General features: G+C 39.4%; 18 protein-coding genes. 7 read left to right on the plus strand and 11 right to left on the minus strand.

Translation table 11 applies throughout. From position 1 onward, the window contains the following. Window positions 1-20: 20 nt before the first annotated feature. Entirely contained in the window at window positions 21-1,667 is a 1,647-nt protein-coding gene (locus QNI22_RS15775; protein WP_314512024.1) for a TldD/PmbA family protein, read from the minus strand. A 553-nt stretch (window positions 1,668-2,220) separates the two neighbouring features. Between QNI22_RS15775 and QNI22_RS15780 the strand changes: the two genes are divergently transcribed. The 4 genes from QNI22_RS15780 to QNI22_RS15795 all read left to right on the plus strand — a co-directional run bounded on the left by QNI22_RS15780 (window position 2,221) and on the right by QNI22_RS15795 (window position 8,004). Next, on the plus strand, window positions 2,221-3,861 hold the full coding sequence (locus QNI22_RS15780) for a TldD/PmbA family protein (protein ID WP_313978562.1): 1,641 nt from the start codon (window positions 2,221-2,223) through the stop codon (window positions 3,859-3,861). A 118-nt stretch (window positions 3,862-3,979) separates the two neighbouring features. Next, a complete protein-coding gene (locus QNI22_RS15785) occupies window positions 3,980-5,317 on the plus strand; it encodes a TldD/PmbA family protein (RefSeq protein WP_314512026.1) in 1,338 nt (445 codons plus the stop codon). A gap of 85 nt (window positions 5,318-5,402) precedes the next feature. Continuing rightward, entirely contained in the window at window positions 5,403-5,960 is a 558-nt protein-coding gene (locus QNI22_RS15790; RefSeq protein ID WP_314512028.1) for a PH domain-containing protein, read from the plus strand. A gap of 571 nt (window positions 5,961-6,531) precedes the next feature. Then, window positions 6,532-8,004: a GAF domain-containing protein gene (locus tag QNI22_RS15795; protein ID WP_314512029.1), complete on the plus strand. Its 1,473-nt coding sequence runs from the start codon at window positions 6,532-6,534 to the stop codon at window positions 8,002-8,004. 50 nt (window positions 8,005-8,054) lie between these two features. On the opposite strand, the gene QNI22_RS15800 is transcribed toward QNI22_RS15795, so the two are convergent. The 4 genes from QNI22_RS15800 to QNI22_RS15815 all read right to left on the minus strand — a co-directional run bounded on the left by QNI22_RS15800 (window position 8,055) and on the right by QNI22_RS15815 (window position 14,337). Then, the gene (locus QNI22_RS15800; RefSeq protein ID WP_314512030.1) at window positions 8,055-9,260 is read right to left on the minus strand and encodes a hypothetical protein; all 1,206 of its coding nucleotides are present in this window, start codon (window positions 9,258-9,260) and stop codon (window positions 8,055-8,057) included. Between the two features lie 237 nt (window positions 9,261-9,497). Then, the gene (locus QNI22_RS15805) at window positions 9,498-10,361 is read right to left on the minus strand and encodes a ThuA domain-containing protein (RefSeq protein ID WP_314512032.1); all 864 of its coding nucleotides are present in this window, start codon (window positions 10,359-10,361) and stop codon (window positions 9,498-9,500) included. Between the two features lie 77 nt (window positions 10,362-10,438). Further along, complete coding sequence (locus QNI22_RS15810; RefSeq protein WP_314512034.1) at window positions 10,439-11,437, minus strand: sugar phosphate isomerase/epimerase family protein; 999 nt, start codon at window positions 11,435-11,437, stop codon at window positions 10,439-10,441. 80 nt (window positions 11,438-11,517) lie between these two features. Next, window positions 11,518-14,337, minus strand: coding sequence for a PQQ-dependent sugar dehydrogenase (locus QNI22_RS15815; RefSeq protein WP_314512036.1), 2,820 nt, complete (start codon window positions 14,335-14,337; stop codon window positions 11,518-11,520). 169 nt (window positions 14,338-14,506) lie between these two features. Here QNI22_RS15815 and QNI22_RS15820 point away from each other — a divergent pair, with 169 nt between their 5' ends. Both QNI22_RS15820 and QNI22_RS15825 read left to right on the plus strand, forming a co-directional pair. Further along, entirely contained in the window at window positions 14,507-15,280 is a 774-nt protein-coding gene (locus QNI22_RS15820) for an NUDIX hydrolase (protein WP_314512038.1), read from the plus strand. 50 nt (window positions 15,281-15,330) lie between these two features. After that, the gene (locus QNI22_RS15825) at window positions 15,331-16,203 is read left to right on the plus strand and encodes a ThuA domain-containing protein (protein WP_314512039.1); all 873 of its coding nucleotides are present in this window, start codon (window positions 15,331-15,333) and stop codon (window positions 16,201-16,203) included. 134 nt (window positions 16,204-16,337) lie between these two features. Here QNI22_RS15825 and QNI22_RS15830 read toward each other — a convergent pair whose 3' ends face one another. Next, the gene (locus QNI22_RS15830; RefSeq protein WP_314512040.1) at window positions 16,338-18,329 is read right to left on the minus strand and encodes an alpha-ketoacid dehydrogenase subunit alpha/beta; all 1,992 of its coding nucleotides are present in this window, start codon (window positions 18,327-18,329) and stop codon (window positions 16,338-16,340) included. Between the two features lie 218 nt (window positions 18,330-18,547). Between QNI22_RS15830 and QNI22_RS15835 the strand changes: the two genes are divergently transcribed. Further along, window positions 18,548-19,789 (plus strand): M16 family metallopeptidase, encoded by a 1,242-nt coding sequence (locus tag QNI22_RS15835; protein WP_314512042.1) that lies wholly within the window; start codon window positions 18,548-18,550, stop codon window positions 19,787-19,789. A gap of 32 nt (window positions 19,790-19,821) precedes the next feature. Here QNI22_RS15835 and QNI22_RS15840 read toward each other — a convergent pair whose 3' ends face one another. The 5 genes from QNI22_RS15840 to QNI22_RS15860 form a co-directional block, all read right to left on the minus strand. Then, entirely contained in the window at window positions 19,822-20,343 is a 522-nt protein-coding gene (locus QNI22_RS15840; RefSeq protein WP_314512044.1) for an acyl-CoA thioesterase, read from the minus strand. Between the two features lie 105 nt (window positions 20,344-20,448). Continuing rightward, window positions 20,449-21,402 carry a DUF6089 family protein gene (locus tag QNI22_RS15845; protein WP_314512045.1) on the minus strand — a complete coding sequence of 318 codons (954 nt, stop codon included), beginning with the start codon at window positions 21,400-21,402 and terminating at the stop codon, window positions 20,449-20,451. Window positions 21,403-21,465: 63 nt separating this feature from the next. Then, on the minus strand, window positions 21,466-22,137 hold the full coding sequence (locus QNI22_RS15850; RefSeq protein ID WP_314512047.1) for a protein-L-isoaspartate(D-aspartate) O-methyltransferase: 672 nt from the start codon (window positions 22,135-22,137) through the stop codon (window positions 21,466-21,468). Window positions 22,138-22,210: 73 nt separating this feature from the next. Continuing rightward, window positions 22,211-24,649, minus strand: a complete 2,439-nt coding sequence (locus tag QNI22_RS15855) for a PspC domain-containing protein (RefSeq protein ID WP_314512049.1) — start codon at window positions 24,647-24,649, stop codon at window positions 22,211-22,213. 104 nt (window positions 24,650-24,753) lie between these two features. Continuing rightward, window positions 24,754-25,134 carry a PadR family transcriptional regulator gene (locus QNI22_RS15860; protein WP_314512051.1) on the minus strand — a complete coding sequence of 127 codons (381 nt, stop codon included), beginning with the start codon at window positions 25,132-25,134 and terminating at the stop codon, window positions 24,754-24,756. Between the last annotated feature and the right edge of the window lie 152 nt (window positions 25,135-25,286).

Consider the following 25,286-nt stretch of genomic DNA (forward strand, 5'->3'; position numbering starts at 1 on the left):
TTTGTTTTAAGGATAGATGATTAGATTTTCCGGGCGGTATTAATGACATTGACACCATCGAAGCGGGCAGTAGAACTTCCATGTGATACCGCACTTATCTGAGAAGGCTGTCCTTTGCCATCAAAGAAAGACCCAAACAAACGATAATCACTTTCATCACATACTTTCGAACACGAGTTCCAGAATTCCTGAGTATTGGATTGATAGGCTACATCATTTAGCATACCTACAACTTTTCCACCTTTTATTTCATAGAAAAGCTGTCCGCCAAACTGAAAGTTATAGCGTTGCTGATCAATGGAATAAGACCCACGACCTGCAATGTAAATACCTTTCTCTACATCTTTAACCAAGTCATTGACAGAACATTTCTCTTTTCCTGGAGCAAGAGATATATTCGCCATCCGTTGAAACTGTACCGAACTCCAGCTATCGGCATAACAGCACCCTTGGGATTCAGCTTCGCCGATGATATGCGCCTGGTCGCGAATAGCCTGGTAATTAACAAGGATACCATCTTTAACCAGATCCCATCGTTTAGTTTTTACGCCTTCGTCATCATATCCTACAGCGCCCAATGATCCTGGTTGAGTCTTATCCGCAAATATGGTTACCTGCTTGCTACCATAATTAAAGTTTTTCGTTTTCCACTTATCCAGTGTGGCAAAAGAGGTTCCTGCGTAATTAGCTTCATATCCAAGCACACGATCCAGCTCCAGCGGGTGACCTACCGATTCGTGGATCGTTAGACCCAAGTGGTTAGGCTCCAGTACAACTGTATATTTTCCCGGTTCTACAGATTTAGCAGTCAGCTTTTCTTTGGCATGTTTGGCTGCAGCAGTGGCATCTTCTATAATGTCGTATGAGTTCTTATATAAAGAGAGACCTGTACCTGTTGGCCCTGCAATTTTGCCTGCTCCCTTTCCAGTCAAATATTCATATCCCATTCCCATGGGAGCACTCAACGCATCACGGGTTTTGAAAGAGTTGGTTTTAGGATCGATGGCAGTTACTGTAAAATTAGGCCATATCCGATGTATATCCTGATCAATGTAAGATCCATCCGTTGAGGCAAAATATTTTTGTTCATTTATAAGGAACAGGGCAGAGTTCACAAAGTTGGCGCCATTCTTCATAGCAGCAGCATTAGCGGCTAGCAATAGGTCTACTTTCTCAGAAACAGGTACTTCAAACGCATTTTTCTGAATAGGAGTCTTCCAAGTCACTTCCCCATATCCTTTTTGCGGGGCTAATTGAACCGGATCTTTTTGCAAACGGGAGTTTGCTTTGGCAATTGCAACAGCTTGCTTTGTTGCTTTAGCAATACCTTCAGTTGTTACTTCAGAAGTTGCTGAAAATCCCCAGGTGCCATTTACTAAGACGCGAATTCCAGCGCCAAAAGATTCTGTATTTACAATATTCTGCACCTTATCTTCTCTGGTAAACAGATACTGGTTCAAATAGCGACCTATACGAACATCTGCGTATGAGGCTCCACTACTTTTTGCGGCTTGTAAGGCAACATCAGCCAATTGTTTTTTCTGAGATACCTCCATTCCTGAGTTCAGAAATACAGAGGGGTCAACAGATTCTCCAAACATAGGTATAGGCATCATAAGTCCGCCTAATCCAAGTCCAGCAGCTTGAATAAAGTCTCTTCTTTTCACTTTGATTGGTTTTTAGGTTGATAACTCCTCTTATTGGAAATATTATATATCCTGTTGCTATAAGTCAAATCCAACAAGCTATATTCTTCAATTATCCCAAATATAATTTTTGTTTATATGAATGGAAGAAAAAAATGATGGGCGGTAGTATGTAAAACATTATACTCTTTTGTGAAAAGCATCCTTCACCAAATTATATTAAATAAGCGAATTTGCCATATATTTTTCACGAAAGAAGAGTAATTACTATTTATATATTGTATACAACAATGGCGGAAACAAGGTACTAATAGACTAACTCAACTACATAAATTATAAAAAATCTTCAATTTTGAGTGATTCTATCATCCCACTTATCCTGATACATAGACCATACTTCCCTGAATCCTGCCGTTCAAAAAATTTGACTATAACTTTATTGCGGCCACTCCTAATCTTATGTAATTTAAAAATCTGTAATTTTATATGGCTTATTGTGTATTTCTCCGAAGAGAGTTTGCAGAAGAGTCATTTTTTCAAAACCAACCTAACTTAAACCAAGGAGGAAATTACCTTGAATCGTAGAGACTTCATCCAACTAGCCGGTATGGGAGCAGGAGCATTTATGCTACCTAACATTCCAGTTTCCGGTCGTCCTATTGCAGTAGAAGCCATGCTGGAATCTCCCATGGACGTCGCCGTTAAAAAACGTTTAGCAGATGCAGCATTAAATGCGGCCAAATCAAAAGGTGCAACCTACGCTGATATTCGTATTGGCCGCTATCTGAACCAATTTGTCATAACCCGCGAAGACAAAGTACAGAACATTGTGAATACAGAGTCCTATGGAGTAGGTGTACGTGTCATTGCCAATGGTTGCTGGGGATTTGCTGCTGTGGTAGATGCTAAAAGTGAAGCTGACACTGCCAAAGCTGCAGAACAAGCAGTAGCCATTGCGAAGGCCAATTCCAAATTATTGAAGGAACCTGTTCAGCTAGCTCCACAAAAAGGATTCGGAGAGGTAAGCTGGAAAGCACCTATTCAGAAAAATGCGTTTGAGGTACCTATTAAGGAAAAAGTGGACCTGCTATTGAATGTTAATGCGGAAGCCTTAAAAAATGGAGCCAATTATATTAACTCTCTATTATTCTTAGTAAACGAACAGAAGTACTTTGCGTCAACGGATGGGTCTTATATCGATCAGGATATACATCGGATATGGCCTGTATTTACAGCAACTGCTATTGATCCTAAGACAGGTAAGTTTGAGACCCGCCAATCACTAAGTGCGCCTATGGGAATGGGATATGAATATTTGCAAGTTAATCCTAAAGATAAGGTGACAGGTATTACAACCCGTTATAATAAAGGATATGACATGCTGGAAGATGTAATAGCAGGAGCAAAACAGGCAAAAGCAAAGCTAACAGCCAAGTCTGTTGAAGCAGGTAAATATGATCTGGTATTAGATCCTTCTCACTTATGGCTTACGATCCACGAATCAGTAGGTCACCCGCTGGAACTCGATCGCGTGCTTGGATACGAAGCCAACTTTGCCGGTACTTCCTTTGCTACACTTGATAAATGGAAATCAAAAAACTTTAACTATGGTAGCAAACAAGTCAATCTGTTTGCCGACAAAGTTCAACCAGGATCATTAGGCGCTGTAGGATATGATGACGAAGGCGTAAAAACTAAACGATGGGATCTGGTTAAAGATGGTATCCTTGTTAATTACCAGGCTATTCGCGATCAGGCGCATATCATCGGCGAAGCTGAATCCCAAGGATGCTGTTATGCCGATAGCTGGAGTTCGGTACAGTTTCAACGGATGGCAAATGTTTCTCTTGCTGCCGGAAAAACACCATTATCAGTTGCAGAAATGATTAAAGATGTAAAACGTGGTATTTATATTATTGGTGATGGGTCATTTTCTATTGATCAGCAACGATATAACTTCCAGTTTGGTGGACAGCTTTTCTATGAAATAAAAGATGGTCAGATTGTAGGTATGCTGAAAGATGTAGCTTATCAATCCAATACTCAGGAATTCTGGAATTCTTGCGTAAAGGTTTGCGACGAGAAAGACTACCGCCTGGGAGGTTCATTCTTTGATGGCAAAGGACAACCTTCTCAATCCAGTGCAGTATCACATGGAAGTTCTACTGCCCGCTTTAATGGTGTCAATGTCATCAACACTGCCCGTAAGCTATAACAATGGTGTCTATGGTATGGAGAGTACAATGGTATAGATAGAAGAAACTATACTCGTAACTCTATCTAATGCATGAGAAAAGGAAAATAAAGTCAACCACACCTACACAAGAATAATTATGTCAGTTATATTAACAGAAGCTGAAGCTAAGGCATTGCTTCAGAAAGTATTAAGCTATTCTAAAGCAGATGAATGTGAAGTAAATATATCGGGAGAACAACGAGGTAACATCCGTTATGCCCGCAGTTCCGTTTCTACCAGTGGATCTTTGATCAATAAAAACCTGGTTGTACAGTCTGCTTTTGGGAAGAAAGTAGGAACAGCCACTATTGATGAATTCGATGATGCCTCACTGGAAAAGGTAGTACGCCGTTCAGAAGAACTAGCAAAACTAGCTCCGGAAAACCCTGAATATGTAGGATTACTAGGTCCTCAACAATACATTAAAGCAACCGGATACTTTGACAGTACAGCCGCCGTATCTCCCGATGTTCGGGCCGAAGCGGTAGCAAAGAGTCTCCAGCTGGCTCAGGAAAAGAAACTGGTTGCGGCCGGTTTCATGGAAGATCGCAGCGGATATTCTGCTATGATGAATTCCAAAGGCCTCTTTGCTTACTATCCAAGCACAAATGTAAACTTTTCCTTAACTGTTCGTACAGAGGAAGGTACAGGTTCTGGATATGTTATACGCGGCTACAGCGATTTTAAAAAGCTGGATACAGCAGCGGCTACGACTATTGCTATTCAGAAATCTGTAAATTCTGTTGGAGCAAAAGCCATTGAACCGGGTAAATATACTGTTATACTGGAGCCAACAGCAGCTGCAGTTCTCCTGGAGAACCTTTTCTTTGATATGGATGCACGTAGTGCAGACGAAGGGCGTTCCTCTCTTAGTAAAGCGGGAGGTAAAACTAAATTGGGAGAAAAGATTGTAGATGAACGTGTCACTTTTTACTCTGACCCTACCAATCCTGACTTACCTGCCTCTCCATGGTCTGGTGATGGTCTACCTCAGGAAAAAATTAACTGGATAGAAAAAGGTGTAGTCAAGAACTTATCCTACTCACGGTATTGGGCTCAAAAGAAAGGCGTAAAAGCAATTCCTCAACCCAACAATATGATTATGGTTGGAGGAACAGCATCTCTGGAAGAGTTGATCAAAGGTACAGAAAAAGGCATCTTAGTTACCAAGCTTTGGTATATTCGTCCAGTGGACCCTCAGACATTGTTACTCACAGGTCTTACCCGTGATGGTACTTTCTACATTGAAAACGGACAAATCAAATATCCTGTTAAAAACTTCCGTTTTAATGAAAGTCCAATCATTATGCTTAATAATCTGGAAGCTATTGGAAAATCAGAGCGTGTTGTAAGCACAGAATCAGATATAAATTATCTGATACCACCACTTAAGATTCGCGATTTTACATTTACCAGTTTATCTGATGCTATTTAATTAAAACTATACCTCTCTGCTCCTCTGATATCTGTGATGTCAGGGGAGTTTTTATATCTTTTCTCTCTTTATTTAATCTACATTGATGGATCAGTCTACTGAATTTCATCTGTCTCCTGATGAATCCGAAATTTTAAAGGCAGATTTTAACCCTGTAGTAAAAACATATATCTTCTGGTACATACTCGTTATCCTAGTATCTACTGTGATTGGCATACCTGTAGCATTGGTATGGGTTTTAGGCTGGGGACAATGGTATAGCCGCAAGTTTTACGAAAATATGGTATGTGTCTTAACCACAAAGAACCTCCGTCTTCGTAATGGTATTATCTTTCAGATTGAGAAAACTATTCCACTCGAAAATATTCAGGATTTGACGTTTCTGGAAGGTCCCATTCTAAAAGCATGGCACTTATCAATGATTAAAGTAGAAACGGCTGGATCTTCTCACCAGTATGGAAGCCAGATGAAACTTATTGGTGTTATCAATGCTCACGAATTTCGAAGCAAAGTATTAACTCAAAGAAGTCTTACAAAGAATCCAGGCACATCACCACCTGAATCCCAAACAGCTATTCTGACAGAAATTCGAGATCTGCTGCGGGAAATCAGAGATAACACAAAATCAAATAAACCAGTATAAGCTTAAAAAATACTCATTTACCTTCTATCACATAGTAGAAGATTCACACATGAACTAATGGAATAGCATTTTTGCAGTAAACATGTGAACTTAACACGTATTTTACTTCCGTAGACTGTCAAGACTTTAAATCTTTACTAAAAGTTACATAGCTCTATCATTACCAACCCTTGCCCTTACTCTAAAAGTAATTCTGAAAAACGGGTAAGTACAGGGTAAATATCCTCAAAAAATAATTTCAGCATTGATTCTATTTACCTAACAACCAAATTATTCTTCTCATTAAGGTATCACCCAAACAAAATACCATTTCATATTACGCCTCTTAGTAAACCAACAAAACATCAGTGTTAGTATTGATCTGATTAAACTACATTTGCCTGAAAAACAAGCCCTTCTATTTTTCATTAAGGAGTCTATCCATTCATTATTATTCTCCATTATGCTGGTACGCAAGTTATTTCAGAGACGGTATGTCATATACATTTCATTGCTAATTACGCTTGCTACACTATTTTTAGGTAGTTTCCTTAGTATTTATAATAGATCTGTGGTACAAAATACTACAAATATGAAGCTACAGGCTGAAGCTGTTGCCAGAGAGTTAAAGAACTGTTATGAACTTCCTGTACGGCACATTGATGTGAGTTTACGAGGATATGCTCTTATTCATGAGGATAGATTTCTATACATCAAACCATCAGAAGTTCGTGGTGACATGGAACGGGCATTTACACGCTTGGATAGCTTATTACGAGTACAGCAGTACAATGATCCTAAAGGTTGGGAACAATTGAAGGCAATGAAACAAGCTATGCGTGACTATGCAACATTTCATGAATCCATGATAAAGTTGATAAAGCAAGATAACATGCAGGACTTTCTGACAGAGTTCAGTAAGGACAAAGGCTTCTCACTCTGGAAAGTATACGAAAAGCTGCTGATTACAATTAATGCATTTGAAGAAAAGCGTCTGCGCGAAGCAGAACAAGAATATGCAAATGCCAACAGCACTAATTTATACATTCAAATTTTATTGACGTTAATTGGTATTCCATCTATCTTATTCGTTATTCAACGGCTTCGGAAGGAAGGAACACAACGATTTCAGCTTCTGACTAATCTGGATGCTAATAACCGGAAGTATCTTTTTGATCCAGGCACTGCTTTAAATACGAATGAAGCACATAAGAGCATTGAACATTCTATTGATAATATCAAGAAAGCATCTTCCTTTGTTAAGGAAATAAGTCAGGGAAATTACAATGTAGACTGGCAAGGTCTCACTCAGCAGAATATCTATCTCAATCAGTCTAATCTTGCTGGAGAGTTGTTACAAATGCGAGAGCAAATGAAAAAACTAAAAGCAGAAGAAGAAAAACGAAACTGGACCAATGAAGGCTTGGCTCGTTTTTCTGAAATAGTCCGCAATCATCAGCACCATATAGAGAAGCTCTCTTATGAGGTCATTTGTTTTCTCACAAAATATATCGATGCACAACAAGGAAGTTTATTTGTTGTACAGGGCACCGAGAAAGATGTATATCTGGAATTAACAGCCTGTTATGCTTTTGACAGAAAGAAGTTTATACAGAAACAAATACCTGCAGGCACCGGACTGCTGGGGCAAACCTATCTCGAAGGAGAATCTATCCTACTTACGGATATTCCTCAAGGTTATATTGAAATTACCTCTGGATTAGGTGATGCCACCCCAGGCTGCTTAGTTATTGTTCCAATGAGATACAATGACCAGGTAGAAGCATTGATAGAACTTGCGGGCTTTAATCAATTTGAAGACTATCAGGTTCGTTTTCTGGAAAAAGCAGGAGAGTTTATGGCCTCCGCCATTATGAATGCAAAAACTGCTATGAGAACGGAAAAGCTTTTGCAGGAATCACAGGAGCAAGCAGAGATGCTAAAATCGCAGGAAGAAGAGATGCGTCAAAATATGGAAGAACTAGCTGCTACCCAGGAAGAAATGTTCCGTAAGGAACGAGAACTGGAAGCGAGGTTAAAATCTATGGAGAATATATCCCGTTAAAGAAAAGAGAGCCTTTTTAGTAAGGCTCTCTTTATAAAAGAAAATAGTAATCAATATCCTAGAAAATCCCTTCCCAGTTCATTTGCTATCTGAAAAATGAGATAAGATAAAAATATCTTGTCTGTCATATTATCATCCATGTCTCTGCTAATAAATGTATAGGTATCAAGGCGTTTTTGCCCATTCTGATTCCGAATGCCACCACGTTGGATCAAAGCCTTCACTTTATCGTTAATAGTCACCTCAAATGTATTTCGGGGAGCAACTGCCCTGATCCCAAAAACATCATATCCAACCTGACCTTCAAAACGTTTTTCACTCAAGGTATAATCTCCTACCAGTAATCGTTGAGCAGTGCACCGGATTTGTATAGGAGACACAGTACGAGAATATATATTCGTAGAATCTTTCGTTACATTACTTGTAACAGTAATTTCATATTCAGTTCCGTATGCTTTATCATTGAGTAAAATACGAGTACGGTATTCCCCTCTTAAAAAATTTTCATTTAATGAATAGCTTTGGTTAAATTGCCATACTCTTGGCACACGTCCAGACTGCCGGAAGGAAATAATCTTTTCACGGTTAGATCCTTTGAAACTACTTGCAGTCTTTTCTGTTTCCTGTAAAATATAAAAACGGGGAGATGCGCCTGTTAAACCATAGGCTGAAACTTCTGTAGCAGGACGATAGAATGTTTGATGAGGCAAGCGTTTGTTTGTATTCTCAAAACCTGTGTTAATAGCATTGATAAGCAATTTCTCCCAGTCTTCTGCACTGATTTCCACTATCCCATACACTTGTCCGGCCCGGTTGGCAGTACTAAAAGGCTGGATTAACTTGGCTGTATACAAAGTTTTTCCATCTTTATCTTGTGCCAGAATAGAACACGTGCTCATAAAGTTTTTAACAGTCATTCCCAGCGTATCAGCAGAAGTGGTAGTCAACTGTATTACCTGCTGAATAGCAACATAGATTGCACCACTCCCACGATTGACATCTACTTGTACAGGAACCGTTATATTTCTGAAATCAAGCCAGTTTCCGGCAGGCTGGTTTATCACCACATCTTTTACGCCAAATTTACGACGAATAGCAGACTTTACATTTGTGATAATACCGGCCTGTAGTTTGGCGTCCTGAGTAATATAGTCAGGAAAGCTCTCTTCGTTAATCATACTTCGTACAGTAGGAGATAACCGTACAATCTGTTCAATCTTAGTGACTACAGCAGTGGAAGAGTCCTGAATGGGCAAACAGTGTCCAGCCCTGGAGAGAAGGCATATAATAGCTATACAAGCAATTCTCAAATATCTACAATCCCTAATCATGCTTTAAATATACACTAGTATCTTCAAAGACCGGATTGCTCGCACAATATTTAACATTTTTTCACTAAAATGAATAGAAACGAATAACTACAAAGCATGTAAGTTGATGATATAAACGAACAGGCTTTGTAGACTATATTATGGTTTAAGTAAAACAATATGTTATTCAACAAACTGTCCAGCCCATTCAATGCCCATTACCAAATGCAGAAATGAATAACGATTTGTAAATGTTTCTTCGGTATGTCCTAGTGCACAATAGAACATACGCCCCTTATTTATCTGGTTAGTCCATGAGATAGGATGATCTCCACCCATTGCTTTTGGCCAAGAAGCCGGATAGGAACTCTCATCTACAGATAGTAAAATCTGTATGTTTCCTTTGCCTCGTACATTCTGTTTGAAATTATACCATTCATCCGATTTTTTCCAGTGAGCTGGCAGATGCTTTGTGGTAGGATGATCTTTTATTTCTGTAACAAGAACAGCTTCCGGCAATTGTTCTGGAAATAGTGTATGATCCCGAAAATGTGTCCCTATTAGGTGATCATACCACGTCCAGTCATATTCTGTATCACAAGCTGAATGAATTCCTACATATCCGCCCCCGTTTTCAATAAATGAGGCAAAACTTTTCTTTTGCTCAGGAGTCAATATATCTCCAGTTGTGGAAAGGAATACCACTACTTTGAATCGCTTTAGGTAATCATCTGTAAAGAATGCACCATTCTCTGTTGCCCTTACATCCCACCCTCTTTCTTTACCTGCTTTTTGAAAAGCTTCAATACCTTTTTCAATAGACTCATGCCGAAAACCATTGGTCTTAGAAAAAATGAGTACCCCTTTGCTACCTATAATCCCCGGATCTGCAGGACGTACAGTATCAAAGATAGGGGTCTGCCAAGGTAACTTGCGGGTCACATATAATCCCATAATCACAAAAGCTCCCATTAGCAGGGCTATACCTAACACAACGAATCCAATTACTTTACTTATTTTACGAAAGAGTGAGTTTCTGGTGGACATATGTTAGTGTTTCAAATAAAAGCCATGGAGCCACAAGTACAGGTATCTTGTATCTCCATGGCAGTTCAGGTTGTGATTTAAGAAAGTTGCCCACCTACTTTTTCCAGCAAACGTTTTGTTGCCATGATGCCTTCGTATTCTGTAAGGTAATTTCCAGAAGCGCCCATCATCTTCATAAAACCACCTTCATACTCAATGCCAATAAATCCTTTGAATCCAGCATCTTTAATAATTTTCAACATGCGATTAAAATCTGTCTCTGTGTCTTTGCCTTTATCATCAAACACATGCGTTTTAGCACTAACACCTTTGGCATAAGGCATCATTTTCGTTACTCCATCATATTTATCATATTCCTTGATTACCTGCGTTTTCATAAATGCCTCCATCGTCTGTGCTTCGGGCTCTGTACGGCGGGTGAAGTTTCCAAAGTCAGGTAATACTCCTGCATAGGGACTCTTTATCTGCTTAACAAGCTTCACTAACCAGTCAGGATTGGTAGATGGACCAAAATGGTTCTCAATAATCACTCCCATCTTATTTTTGGCTCCATATTCTACCAATCGCCCATACCCATCTACTCCTGCCTTCGCAATTTCATCATCAGTTCCTTTGCCGCTAATATTCACCCGAATTGAGTGACAGCCCAGAAACTTAGCGGCATCAATCCACTTGTAGTGATTCTCCACAGCCTGTTTTCGTTTGGCATCATCCGTATCACCTAAGTCTCCTTCTGAGTCGACCATAATCAATACATTACGAACTCCCAGATCATCTGTACGCATTTTAAGTTCTTTTAGATAAGCTTGATCTGTAGCTTTGTCTTTCCAGAACATAGAGACATACTCTACATTACTGATTCCAAAATCATTTTTTGCCATAGCCGGAAAGTCCAGATTTGATAGCTTGCCAGCAAACAAAGAACCAGCCAGAGAAAATTGAGCTAATGAGATGTCAAAAAACATCTTTTTAGGGGTTGCAAATAATTCTTCAGGTATAGTCGCAGCCAATCCGAGACCAGCTGCCGAAAGACCTAATTTCTCAATAAATCTGCGACGTGATGTATGTGTATTCATAATAATAGGGTTAAAAAGTGAAAGAATACATGTATTTGTATAAATCAGACTCTGTTAGTTTATATCACTTCTCTTTTACATTACTTTCCAGATGCAACACTCTCTCCCGCACTATATTGCAGCGTTAAAACAATAAATAATGGTTTTCCGCCAGACTTATCATTCTTAAATACATAGTATACATCATGAATACCCTGAGTAGGAGTAAGTTTGGCATTGACCATATCAGGCGTAAATGAAGTTCCTGTAATTGGTGTATCTTTAGGTACTATAGCGGGACTTTGTCCAATCATCGGTCCTGTTGGGGAATCCAGATACACTTCAATAACTCCTCCTGCAGCATTTAATTGCTGAACAGGGGCACTTACAACAAAAGTAACATGGTCTATACCTGTCAGATCAGTCTTGCTAAATCCAATGTAGTTATCAGGTGCCATAGCAATTACCATTTCAACAGGTGGCTCAGGAAGCTTAAATTTCTGAACTCCTCCTGATTTATCTGCATTGCCAGCAGGAACAGATGGATTACGCAATACCAGTACATCTTCTGCACTGGCAGATGGTACGCCATTGGCACCTTTATCTTTATAGGCTGCCCTGATAATATATGCTCCCTGATCATTACCTGTAGTAGCTTTAGGAGTATAGCTTCCTTTTACAGGCAACGACACTGCTGCGGCTTTGGAGTCTCCCAGACTAAGCACATACTGCACAATCTCTTTGGCATCTGAAACAGATAATTGCGGATGTGCAGGCATAACTGCATCTCCCCAAACACCACCACCACCCTGTACTACTTTGGTAGTTAAGCGATCTATGGCCTGAGGGTTACCTTTGTACTTTTGTGCAACTAACTGATAAGCAGGTCCAACAGATTTCTTATCTACAAAATGGCAAGACCTGCAGTCGTTGGCATCCATCAATTTCTTGCCAGTAGCCAATGAAGCTGAAGCTTCAGCAGTACGATGGCCAGCCTCGATTTCTACAGGATCTACTCCATCTTTCAGATAATCTATGGTAACAGCTACCTGAGCAGGTAAAATCTTTCCATTGGCCAGGCTGCCATCTTCTTTATCTGTTACAGCAACGGCGTATTCAAATGGCTTATTGGGGAAATAAAATGACCGATTTCCCTTATTCATAGAAAAAGTGAGTTTAGGTGCTTCATTTCCAGCAACAATCTCCATTGAACGGGTAGAGGGTTCACCTTTCCCATCTGATACAGTAAGTACCACGTTATACACACCTGGCTTTGTGAAAGTAAATGCAGGGTTAGGTTCTTTAAATGACTGTACAGACATCCCCTTTTTGTCTGTAATAGACCAGTCGTATGTAAGCACATCGCGATCATAATCCTGTGTTCCTTCTGAAGAAAACTTAACAGCCAGAGGATTGGCTCCTATTTTCTTATCGACGGTAGCTTCCACGATAGGTTTCCGATTACCACCATTGTACTCAATCCGTACTAACCGAGCATCGTCATTGCCTTGAAACCACCCAGTTCCATATTCCAGCATATACAAGTCACCTTCTGGTCCAAACTCCAGTTCAATGGGGTTCGAAAATTTGTGTGATGGCATAAAAGGTTCTGTACGCAGATAATTTCCATCTTCATCCAATGTCACAGCTAGAATCCACCCCCGCATCCATTCATAGATGAACAGTTTGCCATTGTAATAGTCAGGAAAAGCTCGTTTGGCAGTACGAAAATCATCTTTATAATAGACAGGGCCTGCCATAGCACTACGTCCTCCTTTGCCCAATTGAGGAAAAAGAATTGACTCATTGGCAGGATACCAAATCATAGCATTCTGGGCAGGAGGTAACTCAGTAAGTCCGGTGTTGTTAGGAGAATTATTAACAGGTTTGGTAGGATCAAAAGGAGAGCCAGATTTTCCGGTAGCAAAATCATAATCCCAAAAAGGTTTATTATTTCCCTGAAAATAAGGCCAGCCAAAATTACCTGGTTGTTTTGCCTGATTAAATTCATCATGACCTCTGGCTCCCCGCCCGGTAGAATCTACCCCGGAATCAGCTCCTACATCCCCCCAATACAGATAGCCAGTCTTTTTATCTACTGAGATACGATAGGGATTGCGATGCCCCATCGTATAAATTTCAGAACGAGTCTTGGCAGTACCTTTGGGAAACAAATTACCTTCCGGAACAGTATAACTACCATCTGGTTCTGGATGGATACGAAGTACTTTTCCACGTAAGTCATTGGTATTGCTGGACGATTTCTGTGCATCCCAGGGGTTACGTCCTGGTCGTTCATCCAAAGGGCTAAATCCTGTTGCCCGTGGACTTGTATTATCTCCAGTAGAAAGAAATAGATTTCCTTTTCCATCAAATGCCATAGATCCTCCTGTATGGCAACATTGTTCTCTTTGTGTGGCAACATGGAGAATAACCTTCTTTGAATCCATCACCAGTTCATCGCCTCTCAGTTCGTATCTGGCTAATATATTTTCAGACGTTTCTCCTGCAGGTGAATAATAAAGATACAACCAATGATTCTGTTCAAAGCCTGGGTCGAGAGTTAGTCCCAGCAATCCATCCTCAGCTTCTGTTTGCTTTCCTTCCTTATCTGTGTATTTGGTACTCACAGGTATTGTTGTAATCACTTTTACCTGCTTTGTGTCTGGACTGTAAAGCTTTACATTACCTTTCCGTTCAATAAACAATACCCTTCCATCACGTAAGGGTGCCATTTCCATAGGTTCATCCAGCTTTTCTGCCAGAACAATCTTGGTAAAACGATTCTCTTCAGGTGGAGTAGGCTGTACTACAGTCTGGATGGTTTCTGGCTTGGAATGATAATTCCATAAACCCAAAGCAATAATACCTGGGAAGACCATTCGCGTAATTGACCATAGTGAAAGAGTATAATTGGTCATAAAAAAAGAATTAAATATGAAAGATAAACAGGTGTTAGAACGGGAGATTGTAATCGTTATAAGGCAAGAAGTTGACTCAGAAAATTTTTATTGCGTACTTAATACACAATAATACTAAAAAATATAGAATGTATTAGTTACGCAATAAAAAATATTAGATTTGTTCAGTATGAATGTAACAACAGAACTACACGACTTCATTTTTAATGGCCATCTTAATTACGTTCCACACCTATCAATAGACTGTGCAGTGTTTGGATTTCATGACAATCAATTAAAGATTCTGCTTTTGCGGTCAAAATATCTGGATGGATGGGCATTACCAGGTGGACATATACAGCGGAATGAACACATTGACATAGCAGCACAACGTATTTTGAAAGAACGGACTGGCCTAGATAAAATATTTTTGAAGCAGTACCAGACATTTGGAGATCCGGATCGTCTGAAAACGCAAAGTAGTCAGTATTTTCTCAATGCTGTACAAATACCTATACCACCTAATAACTGGTTAATGGAAAGAATTGTATCCATTGGATACTATGCCTTGGTAGAATTTTCAAAAGCAACTCCTACACCTGATCTTTTTACAGAAGAATGTGTTTGGTGGGACATTCATCAACTACCAGCACTAATTTTTGACCATGATCATATGATAAATCTGGCGTTGCTGACACTTCAATCACAACTACATTACCAACCTATTGGATATAATCTGCTTCCGGATAAGTTTACTATGCCCGAATTACAGAAACTATATGAAACAATATTAGACAAACCTTTGGATCGCCGCAATTTCCAAAAGAAAATAATGGGATTGGGTATTTTAGAAAAGTTAGAAGAACGAAAAAGTGTAGGACCACATAAATCACCTTACTATTATAGATTCAATGAAAAGAATTATCAGGAAGCCCTCACCGCAGGTCTTTCCTTTGGATTTTAAAATTGTACTCTCAGTTATAACCCAAATTAGTAAACTACTCACACATTAGTATGAAACCACTCACACACTTTTTGCAACCAGTATTACAAATATGTATTTACTTTCTTACAGGTCTTTGTCTACTTCAGGCTCAAACAGCAACTTCCAAATTCAAAGCAATTGCCTTTTATACAGCAAAGAACGATCAGGCTCATATCAGTTTCGTTCACGAAGCCAATAAGTGGTTTCCTCAAATGGCAGACAAATACAATTTTACATACGACACTACTTCTAACTGGAACAATCTGAATGAGAACTTTTTATCTGGCTATCAGGTAGTGTTATTTCTGGACACACGTCCGGAACTCCCTGCCCAACGGAAAGCATTTCAAAAATACATGGAAAATGGGGGTGCATGGATGGGTTTTCATTTTGCAGGCTTTGCGCTGACGCCATCTACCTATCCCCAAAACTGGGACTGGTACCACAATACATTTCTTGGTTCAGGATCATATGGCAGTAACACATGGAGACCCACTTCAGCCGTATTACGCGTAGAAAAACCTAGGCATCCTGCTGTTCAAAATTTGCCTGTTACTTTTAAATCTTCTCCCAATGAATGGTATCGCTGGAGCAATGATTTGCGCAAGAATCCAGATATTGACATACTATTATCTATTGATTCAACCAGCTTTCCCCTAGGCACCGGACCTAAACCCCATGAAATATGGCATAGTGGATACTATCCTGTAATCTGGACTAACAAAAAATACAAGATGATATATCTTAATATGGGTCACAATGATATAGATTATGAGCATGGCACCAATAAGGAGCTATCCTTTACATTTGCCAACGAGACACAAAACAAGTTGATTATAGACGGATTATTGTGGTTGGGTAGCTCTGGAAATAAGTCTACCATGGGGAAAAAGAAAAAATAAGTTCTGAAAGTTGCCTTTTCTGAATTATCTAGTACCAGCAAAAAATATAGGGTAAATAACTTTGTAAAAAATCACACAGGCCGTTTGTCAGATTCAAACGTTCTGTGTGATTTTTTGTTTGCGGGTCTTTTAAATCAATAAGCCAGTAATTTCTTAATCTTTTCCTCCATACGTTTTCGAGGTAGAAAGTTTTTCTCCAATGCAGGAGAAAACGGTACTGCCGTATCCAGACTACCTTCACGCATAACAGGTGCATCCAAATACATAAAACAATTTTCGCCTATCCAGGCAGCAATCTCTGCTCCGATTCCTCCTGAAAGTGTGTCTTCATGTACTACTAAGATGCGGCCTGTTTTTTGGACACTCTTTGCTACGGCTTCTTTGTCCCAGGGCAATAAAGTACGCAGATCAATGATATCAACAGAGACATCTACTCCCAACTCAGCAATAATTTCTTTTGCCCAGTGTACACATAATCCATAGGTTACAATTGTTAGATCCTCACCTTCACTTACCAAGGCAGCTTTTCCAATAGGTACTGTATAATATTCTTCAGGGACTGGACCAGAAATAGATCGGTAAAGATATTTGTGTTCGAAATATAAATATGGGTTAGGATCAGCTAATGCAGCATTTAATAATCCTTTGGCATCATAGGGATTAGAAGGATATACTACCTTTAATCCAGGAGTGTGAAAAAACCACGCTTCATTGGACTGAGAGTGAAAGGGCCCTGCCGCAGTATTAGCCCCAGTAGGCATTCGTACAACCACATCTGCATTTTGTCCCCATCGATAATGGCTCTTTGCCAGATTATTAACAATCTGATTGAATCCACTTGTTACAAAATCGGCAAACTGCATTTCTACCATAGCCTTATATCCTTTGATAGATAAACCCAATGAAGCACCTAAAATTGCAGATTCACACAAGGGCGTATTACGAACTCGGTCTTTACCAAACTTGCTTACGAAACCATCTGTAATCTTGAATACCCCGCCATAATCTGCAATATCCTGCCCCATAAGTATCAGTTCCGGAAACTGCTCCATACTTTGCCGCAATGATTCAGAAATAGCATCAACAAATCGGATTGCCCGCTCACCTGCTGGCGGATTCTCATTAGAAGGGTTCCCTGAAGTGACACGAGTATAATACATATCTGCCATTTCTTCCTCTGTATCTATATTGACTTCAGGAAGATCGAAAACCATAGACAATGCCTGTTCTATCTCCTGTCGGATATTCTGACGCACTTTCTCAATTTCATCAGTTGTCAAAATATTTTGTTCCAATATATAGTTCTCATAATTTAAAACTGGGTCTTTTTTTCCCCATTCCTCAAAAAGCTCCTGAGGCACATACTTTGTGCCCGAAGCTTCTTCATGCCCCCGCATTCGGAAGGTCAACGCTTCCAGCAAAACCGGACGAGGTCTTTTCCTTAAATTACGCGCCAGTTGCTGCACAGTGTCATATACCTCAAGAATATTGTTACCATCTACCTGAAATGCATCCATTCCATAACCAATTCCTTTATCAATAAAGGAACGACATCTGAACTGTTCGCTGTTGGGTGTAGAGAGTCCATATCCATTATTCTCTACTAAAAAAATAACAGGCAGATCCCATACAGCTGCCACATTTAATGCTTCATGGAAATCACCTTCACTTGCTCCTCCATCTCCACTAAATACCAGGGTAACCTTCGGATTCTCAGCCAGTTTATCTGCCAGAGCTATTCCACATGCCACAGCCAACTGAGGGCCCAGATGAGAAATCATACCAACAATATGTTCATCGTGTGTCCCAAAATGAAAAGACCGGTCTCTTCCTTTTGTGTACCCCTCCTTCTTCCCCTGCCATTGTGCGAACAATTTAGGCAACGGACAATTACGCACCGTAAATACGCCCAAGTTGCGATGTAAGGGCAATACATATTCATCTGATTCCAGAGCAGCAGTGGCGCCCACAGCAATAGCTTCCTGACCTATACCGGAAAACCATTTTGAAACACGGTTCTGCCGAAGCAAAATCAGCATTTTTTCCTCTATTAGCCTAGGTTTTACCAAAGCATGATAGAGGTTATGTAATGTATCATCAGAGTAATGCTTGCGATCAAATTTCATATAGGTAAAACAATAGCGTATCGCAAATGTGCAAATGTTTTTTAGAAATTCAACTCATACTTTTCTGAAGTATGGGTTATAAGAAATTACTACTTTAAAGGTTCATTTGTTTATATTCATAATTTTCAATTTCTTTCGGGTTGTGCAACCTTTTTAACATATCAGGGTTTAGCAGTATAGGTTGCCTGAAATAGAATCTTAAAACCAACGAAATTATCATGATTCATTATCAAAATTTTATATTAGACAACGGTTTACAGGTATATGTACATGAAGATCATAGTACACCCATGGCGGCAGTGAACATACTTTATAATGTGGGATCAAGAGATGAATATGAAAATCGAACGGGGTTTGCACATCTTTTTGAGCACCTCATGTTTGGTGGTAGTAAACACATTCCATCCTATGATGAACCTTTACAATTAGTAGGTGGAGAAAACAATGCGTTCACTTCTCCTGATATTACCAATTATTATATCACATTGCCAGCAGCTAATATCGAAACGGCTTTCTGGCTTGAAAGTGATCGGATGCTGAGTCTTTCTTTTGATCCAAAGGTATTGGAAGTTCAGCAAAAAGTGGTGATAGAAGAGTTCAAACAGCGATATCTTAATCAACCTTATGGAGATGTATGGTTAAAACTTCGGCCACTAGCCTATGAAGTACACCCCTATCGCTGGGCGACTATTGGAAAAGATATTTCTCATATAGAACAAGCTACTTTACAGAACGTACAGGACTTTTTTTATAAGTACTATTTGCCCAATAATGCGGTTCTGGTTGTTGCAGGAGATATAACCTTAGAACAAGTAAAGCAATTGTGCAAAAAATGGTTTGAGCCTATTCCTGCCGGAAAACCGTATGTTCGTGAGTTGCCTAAAGAACCTATACAAACTGCTGAACGCAAACTTGCAGTAGAGGCTCCTGTACCGTTGAATGCCATTTATAAAGCATTTCATATTGCAGGAAAAACAGAGGTTTCAGCCTATTTCAATGCGGATCTGCTAAGTGACATTCTCGGGAGAGGAAAGTCATCTCGCTTGTATGATAATCTGGTTAAGGATCAGAAACTTTTCAGTAATATATCTGCTTATACACTTAACTCTATAGATCCTGGCCTCATGGTAATTCAGGGACAGATCAATGGTGGTATTTCTTTGGAAAAAGCGGATGCTGCGATTCAGGAAATTATAGAAGAAATAGTAGCAGATGGTATTCCAGAAGCAGAGGTAACAAAAGTGAAGAACCAAGCTGAATCCTCTCTGATCTATTCAGAAGTAGAGCTACTTAATCGGGCAATGAACCTTGCCTTTTATGCTAATATGGGAGATGTTGAAGAGGTTAATCGGGAGACAGAACGAATCGAAGCTATTACACCTGCCACCCTTCATCAAATGGCAATCGAAACATTAAAACCTGAAAATACTTCCACATTATATTACAGTGCTATGCAATAAATGAAATGCCCCTCTGATGAGGGGCATTTCATTTATTCTTTTATATCAAAAATTGCTTTCAGTTCATTTGCATCATTGGGAGTCATACGTCCAGCCAGAATCAACCGTAACTGACGTCTGCGTAAAGCCCCATCAAACAAAGCTTTTTCTCCATCTGTTTCAGGTACTGCCTCAGGTACTGCCGTTGGTTTACCATCTTTATCCAAAGCAACAAATGTAAAAAAAGCTTTATTGGTAGCCAACTTTCGACGATTAGGGATATTTTCCGTCCACGCCTCAATATATACCTCCATTGAGGTATTAAAGGCACGGGTAACTTGTGCTCTTAGCGTTACTACATCTCCTACCTTAATAGGTTCTGAGAAAGAGATATTATCTACAGAAGCTGTTACTACAATTGCACTGGCATGTCGCTGAGCAGCTATAGCAGCTACAATATCCATCCAGTACATCAGCCACCCTCCCATTAGATTATTTAAACCGTTGGTATGATTAGGAAATACCATTTCGGTCATTGTGGTAAGTGACTCTTTAACAAGTTTTTTCTCTGTCATTTAGAAGGCCATTTTAATATGGATGCGAAGGTAAAACGATTTATACCAAAATAAAAAGGCAGTCTGTATTTATCCAGACTGCCTCACACAATATATGTATCTGATCTACCTTCTTTTCTTCTGACGAGAACCGCCTGTACCACCAGAAAATTTAGGTCTTCTGAATTTAACGTTACTGCGGCGGGTTTTAACCAATGGATTGATTGTATATTCTAATTTCGCAGCAACAATAATATAAGAATCTTTTCTATCAGGATTACCTCTCTTATGTCCTTCGTTCCAGTGAATTTTATCATTTGAGTCATAGGTAGGAGCGGCACTACCCAATTCTTTTGTCCGGTCTGCTAATGCAGCAGCAATCGGATCCATTGTTGCATTGTTCTGATAAACCGTACTTACATCATCCAGATAGTCTGTAAATATCTTCCGATAGCCAACTTCAAGGCTTAAATCCCATTCATTTGCCAATGCGATCTGTACACCAAAGCCAAAAGGAATCACAGGTGTAAATTGGCTATAGTCTACACCTTCTGTATCATAACGGGGCAGGGTATACCAACTTCCCTGATACTTGGTACGGGGAGTAAAATAGCTAACACCTATACCAGCAAATAAGTAAGGACTGAAAAGAGGACGTTGGTTAAAGAATTTATTATAGGAATAAAACTCAAATATACCAGTAGCTGCTACTTCTATATTTCCTGAACGAAAAGACAAATTCCGTACAGCATTTTTCCCTCCTGCATCAGTTGATGCTAAGCGAAAATAAGCACCTTCCATACGTGCGCGAACCCGTCCGCCAAAACGATAATCAAATCCCAGATTAAAGTAAGGTCTTACGCTTATACAATCTCCTGTTTCACACAAATCACCAAAGTAAGTTGCGCTTCCTACTCCAACAGAAAGCTTCATTACTCCATAGTTGCTAAGCCCACTATACAAGCGGGAATTTCGCAAAGGCCCCCGTTGGCGGGATCTCTGGGCTTCGGCTACACTTGTAGCCAGAAAAAATGCCAATAAAACGAATCCACATGTAAAGTGTAAAATATCTTTTCTCATAAAAAAATGGTTAGCACAGCGTAATTGCGAACAAAAATAACGGAATATCAAAAAAATCAAAAATTATTTCCAACCGTATTTACCCAAAAGAGGCACAAAACTAAATAAGTCAAATATTTCTGTATCAAACTGTTGAAAAACATTACATGTTATTCGATACATCTTCTGGGTTTTAGGTTGTCCTACAGGTATCACTAGTTTCCCACCAGGACTCAATTGATGTAATAAATCCTCAGGAATAGATGGTGCACCTGCTGTAACCAGTATACGATCAAATGGCGCATAAGTTGGCAATCCCAACGATCCATCGCCCAAAAATATGTGAATAGAATAATTTAATTGGTCAAATAATTCTTTAGTTCTTTGATAAAGTGTTTGATTAAGTTCTATTGTATACAGTTCAATTGGCCATTGGTACAATACTGCAGCCTGATACCCAGACCCTGTACCTATTTCTAAAATTTTATTCCCTTCCTTAATATCCAGCAACTGTGTCTGATAGGCTACTGTATATGGTTGAGAAATTGTCTGCCCCTCGCCGATTTGCAGTGCATGATCAGCATAGGCATCTTCGGGTGATGTTCTTATGGGTACAAAGAAATGCCGTGGCACTCTCTCTATTGCCTCCAACACCTCTGAAGAGGTAATTCCTTTCTCAGTCAAGCTATTGATTAACTCTTTTCGTAAAGCTTTATGCCCTTCTGAATCATATGTCTTTTTTCGTTCCCCTCTCATAATAAACAAGTTACAAAAAAAGCAAGCCAAACGATCGTTTGGCTTGCTTTTTTTGTAACAAACAGGAGCAAATCTATTCTTTATCAATAGAGCCTCCACTATTTGCTTTACCATTTACGCGAGCATCGCCACGGTAGCGGATGTGGCCACCACTATTGGCATTTGCCTCCAACTGTTGATTTACATTAAGTTCAACAGAAGCGCCGCTATTTGCATTAACATCAGCATTCTCGGCTTCCAGGTCAAATGCTGATAGCTGAGCGGCGCTGGTCACGTCAACATTCAGATCTTTTGTGTTTCCTCTTAAAGTTAATTGTCCGGCAGAACTTACATCTACCTTTAATTCATCAGCATCTACATCTATTTCACCTCTTGCACCTGCAGAGATATCAATATCCAGGTCATGTAAATCATCAAAATTATGTACCTCAAATGAAGTTGCACCTGAGAAATCGAACCCTTCTGCATCAGGCATAGTAATATGTATTGTTAAACGTGGCCCTTCCTCCCGGTTCCACTCTTCCCATTTAAACAAAGGCTTTCTCCAGGTAATTTCCAGCTCATCTCCATTCTTATCAAATTCAACATCATCAATGTCGTCATCATTACCTTCTATAGCTACTCGATATCTATCGTCCTGCTCAACAATCACCTGAAAAGGTCCTCTAATACGTAAGTGTTTAAAATCTCTGTAATCACGTCTGGTACTATTGCTATAAAATTCCTCATTATCAAACTCTTTTCCCTGGTTACATGTAATACAAACCAATCCTTCTCTCTCCGTAAACTGGAAAATATTTCCGTTCATTTGTGAGGTATTATATCCATTCCGATATAATGTATTCTCAAGAATATTCTCCAGTTCAGGGTCCATCCGGAATTTCTTTCCATAAGGAACATATAACTTCATATGTAATTCCTGGTGACGAAATTTTGCCCCTTTCTTATATTCAAAATGAGAATCAAAGATCAGTGTTGTATCTCTTTGCACTACATTATAGTCTATCATCTGAGCATTTTCCTGGGCATCTTCTCTTGAAGATCCTCTTGCTTCAAATTTCTGTTCCAGTTTAGGTTCGTTCCCACTAAACCCTTCAATCTCCAGTCTGGCACGTTGATTCCAGTCATCACCAACATCATTTAGATCAATAAATAAACCTTTGTCACCAACCGTGTATTCTGTAGTTTTTTCAAAGGTAGCCTCTCGTCTGAATTCATTTATTACTCTAGGAACTGTAAACGCAACTCCCAAAAGTGCCAATATCCAGAGGCTAAATAGTGTCCAACCAACAGGTTGATTCAATACAACACGTTTTGACAATAAACTCAGGCCAATGACTCCCAAAAATATGGCAGGAATTCCCATGCCAGCAAATGCAGCCAGCCAGCCAAAGAACGGGAATGTGTTATGAAACATAGCTACCGGCATACTACCCACAACAATTGAATCAGGAGCATCCCATCCAATTCCTATACCTAGAAATATAAGAGCAGCAAACAACAAGGATACAGCTATGATAACCACCATTAACCCTGCAAATATTCGTGCAGCTTCTACCAGAAAAACCGCCAAAGGTCCTAACACTTTTCCTAATGCTTCAAAGATGGCAGCTATTGCCCGAAACGGAAACAGGATAATTTTAGTGGCTGTATTCTCAGGAGCATTTACATCACCTTGAATGTTTTTTTTTACATTGGCCTCTATATTGGTTAATGTCACAGGCTCCCCTTGCATCTCCATCTTTTCTGTAAGAGATTTTGCCTCTGGCATACTAATCCATAATACAATGTATAGAAGGATACCTGTTCCAAATAATAATACTGCCAACACAAATAACAACCGGATAATGGTCACATCAGTATTAAAATAAGCAGCAAGCCCACTACATACTCCACCTAGAGTACGATTATCAGGATTACGATATAATTTCTTAAAAGGCTGGCTCTCTTCCAGACTTCTCGAACCAGGAACTACAATCCAAAGTACAACATAGGCAACGAATGCAGTACCTGAGAAAGAACCTGGCAAGAAGAATAAATCCAGTAATGTTCCTACAAATAAAAGGCGTATCCAGACAGGGTCAATTTCAAAATAAGCAGCTATGCCTGAACAAACACCTCCCAGCACCTTTCTGTCGAGATCCCGAAATAATCGTTTGGGTTTGGCATTGTTCAAGCTAGCAGCCTCATTGTAAGCGTTGTTGTTCTGTTTAGTTTTCGTAGTTGTAGTAGCAAGTTCTTCGTCAGCGATCGCCTCAAAATCAGGAATATTACCCATTGTGGCGATCAAATTATCTACATCTTCAGATGTAATTACCTGTTTGCCGGCATTTAGCTTACCGGAAAATATTTCAGCGATTCTGTTTTCAATATCTGATATAATCTCTACTCCGTCCTCATAATTGGAAAAATAGCGTTGTACTCCGGACAAATAACTCTTCAGTTTCTCATACCCGTCTTCTTCAATGTAGAAGATCATACCACTTATATTAATACTGATTGTCTTTTTCATATGTATAAAGTTTGGAAGCCGACTGCAATAGATTCTGATCTATACTAAGTTTGATTATCAATTATTTATGAATATCGTAACAGCTGGTAACCTGACTATTTTCTCTAAGGAGCATATTCTTCTTCTGAAAATAGATTTCCGTTTGAAGTATTCCCATTCTTATGCTGGATTATCTGCTGTGTAGAAGATACCAGTTCCTCCCATGTCTTTTGTAGCTCTATAAGAAACTGTTTGCCTGTGTCTGTAAGTGTATAATACTTGCGAGGAGGGCCAGAAACTGATTCAACCCATTTGTATTCAACTAATCCTGCATTCTTTAATCGTGTTAATAAAGGATATAGTGTCCCTTCCACTACCATAATCTTAGCAGCAGTCAGCTCCTCCAGCATATCGGATGCGTAAACTTCCCCACGGGATATGATATGAAGTATGCAGAACTCCAGAATCCCTTTACGCATCTGCACTTGTGTATTTTCGACGTTCATATGTTCTCACTAATTGAATGATAAAAGCATTGATGAATCAAACTGCCATAGTGTTATTCACTCGTTGTTTTATTTACTGAACATCACAAAGGTAAAAGAAGGTACTATGCAAAACAAGGTACTTTATAAGATAAGTATTCTTCATAGGTTGA

Source organism: Xanthocytophaga agilis, assembly GCF_030068605.1.
Lineage (GTDB): Bacteria > Bacteroidota > Bacteroidia > Cytophagales > 172606-1 > Xanthocytophaga > Xanthocytophaga agilis.

Coding starts and splice junctions, on each gene's coding strand:
- QNI22_RS15785 (WP_314512026.1), top strand. CDS start 3,980: ATGTCAGTTATATTAACAGAAGCTGAAGCTAAGGCATTGCTTCAGAAA.
- QNI22_RS15790 (WP_314512028.1), top strand. CDS start 5,403: ATGGATCAGTCTACTGAATTTCATCTGTCTCCTGATGAATCCGAAATT.
- QNI22_RS15795 (WP_314512029.1), top strand. CDS start 6,532: ATGAAGCTACAGGCTGAAGCTGTTGCCAGAGAGTTAAAGAACTGTTAT.
- QNI22_RS15805 (WP_314512032.1), bottom strand. CDS start 10,361: ATGTCCACCAGAAACTCACTCTTTCGTAAAATAAGTAAAGTAATTGGA.
- QNI22_RS15810 (WP_314512034.1), bottom strand. CDS start 11,437: ATGAATACACATACATCACGTCGCAGATTTATTGAGAAATTAGGTCTT.
- QNI22_RS15815 (WP_314512036.1), bottom strand. CDS start 14,337: ATGACCAATTATACTCTTTCACTATGGTCAATTACGCGAATGGTCTTC.
- QNI22_RS15820 (WP_314512038.1), top strand. CDS start 14,507: ATGAATGTAACAACAGAACTACACGACTTCATTTTTAATGGCCATCTT.
- QNI22_RS15825 (WP_314512039.1), top strand. CDS start 15,331: ATGAAACCACTCACACACTTTTTGCAACCAGTATTACAAATATGTATT.
- QNI22_RS15830 (WP_314512040.1), bottom strand. CDS start 18,329: ATGAAATTTGATCGCAAGCATTACTCTGATGATACATTACATAACCTC.
- QNI22_RS15835 (WP_314512042.1), top strand. CDS start 18,548: ATGATTCATTATCAAAATTTTATATTAGACAACGGTTTACAGGTATAT.
- QNI22_RS15840 (WP_314512044.1), bottom strand. CDS start 20,343: ATGACAGAGAAAAAACTTGTTAAAGAGTCACTTACCACAATGACCGAA.
- QNI22_RS15845 (WP_314512045.1), bottom strand. CDS start 21,402: ATGAGAAAAGATATTTTACACTTTACATGTGGATTCGTTTTATTGGCA.
- QNI22_RS15850 (WP_314512047.1), bottom strand. CDS start 22,137: ATGAGAGGGGAACGAAAAAAGACATATGATTCAGAAGGGCATAAAGCT.
- QNI22_RS15855 (WP_314512049.1), bottom strand. CDS start 24,649: ATGAAAAAGACAATCAGTATTAATATAAGTGGTATGATCTTCTACATT.
- QNI22_RS15860 (WP_314512051.1), bottom strand. CDS start 25,134: ATGAACGTCGAAAATACACAAGTGCAGATGCGTAAAGGGATTCTGGAG.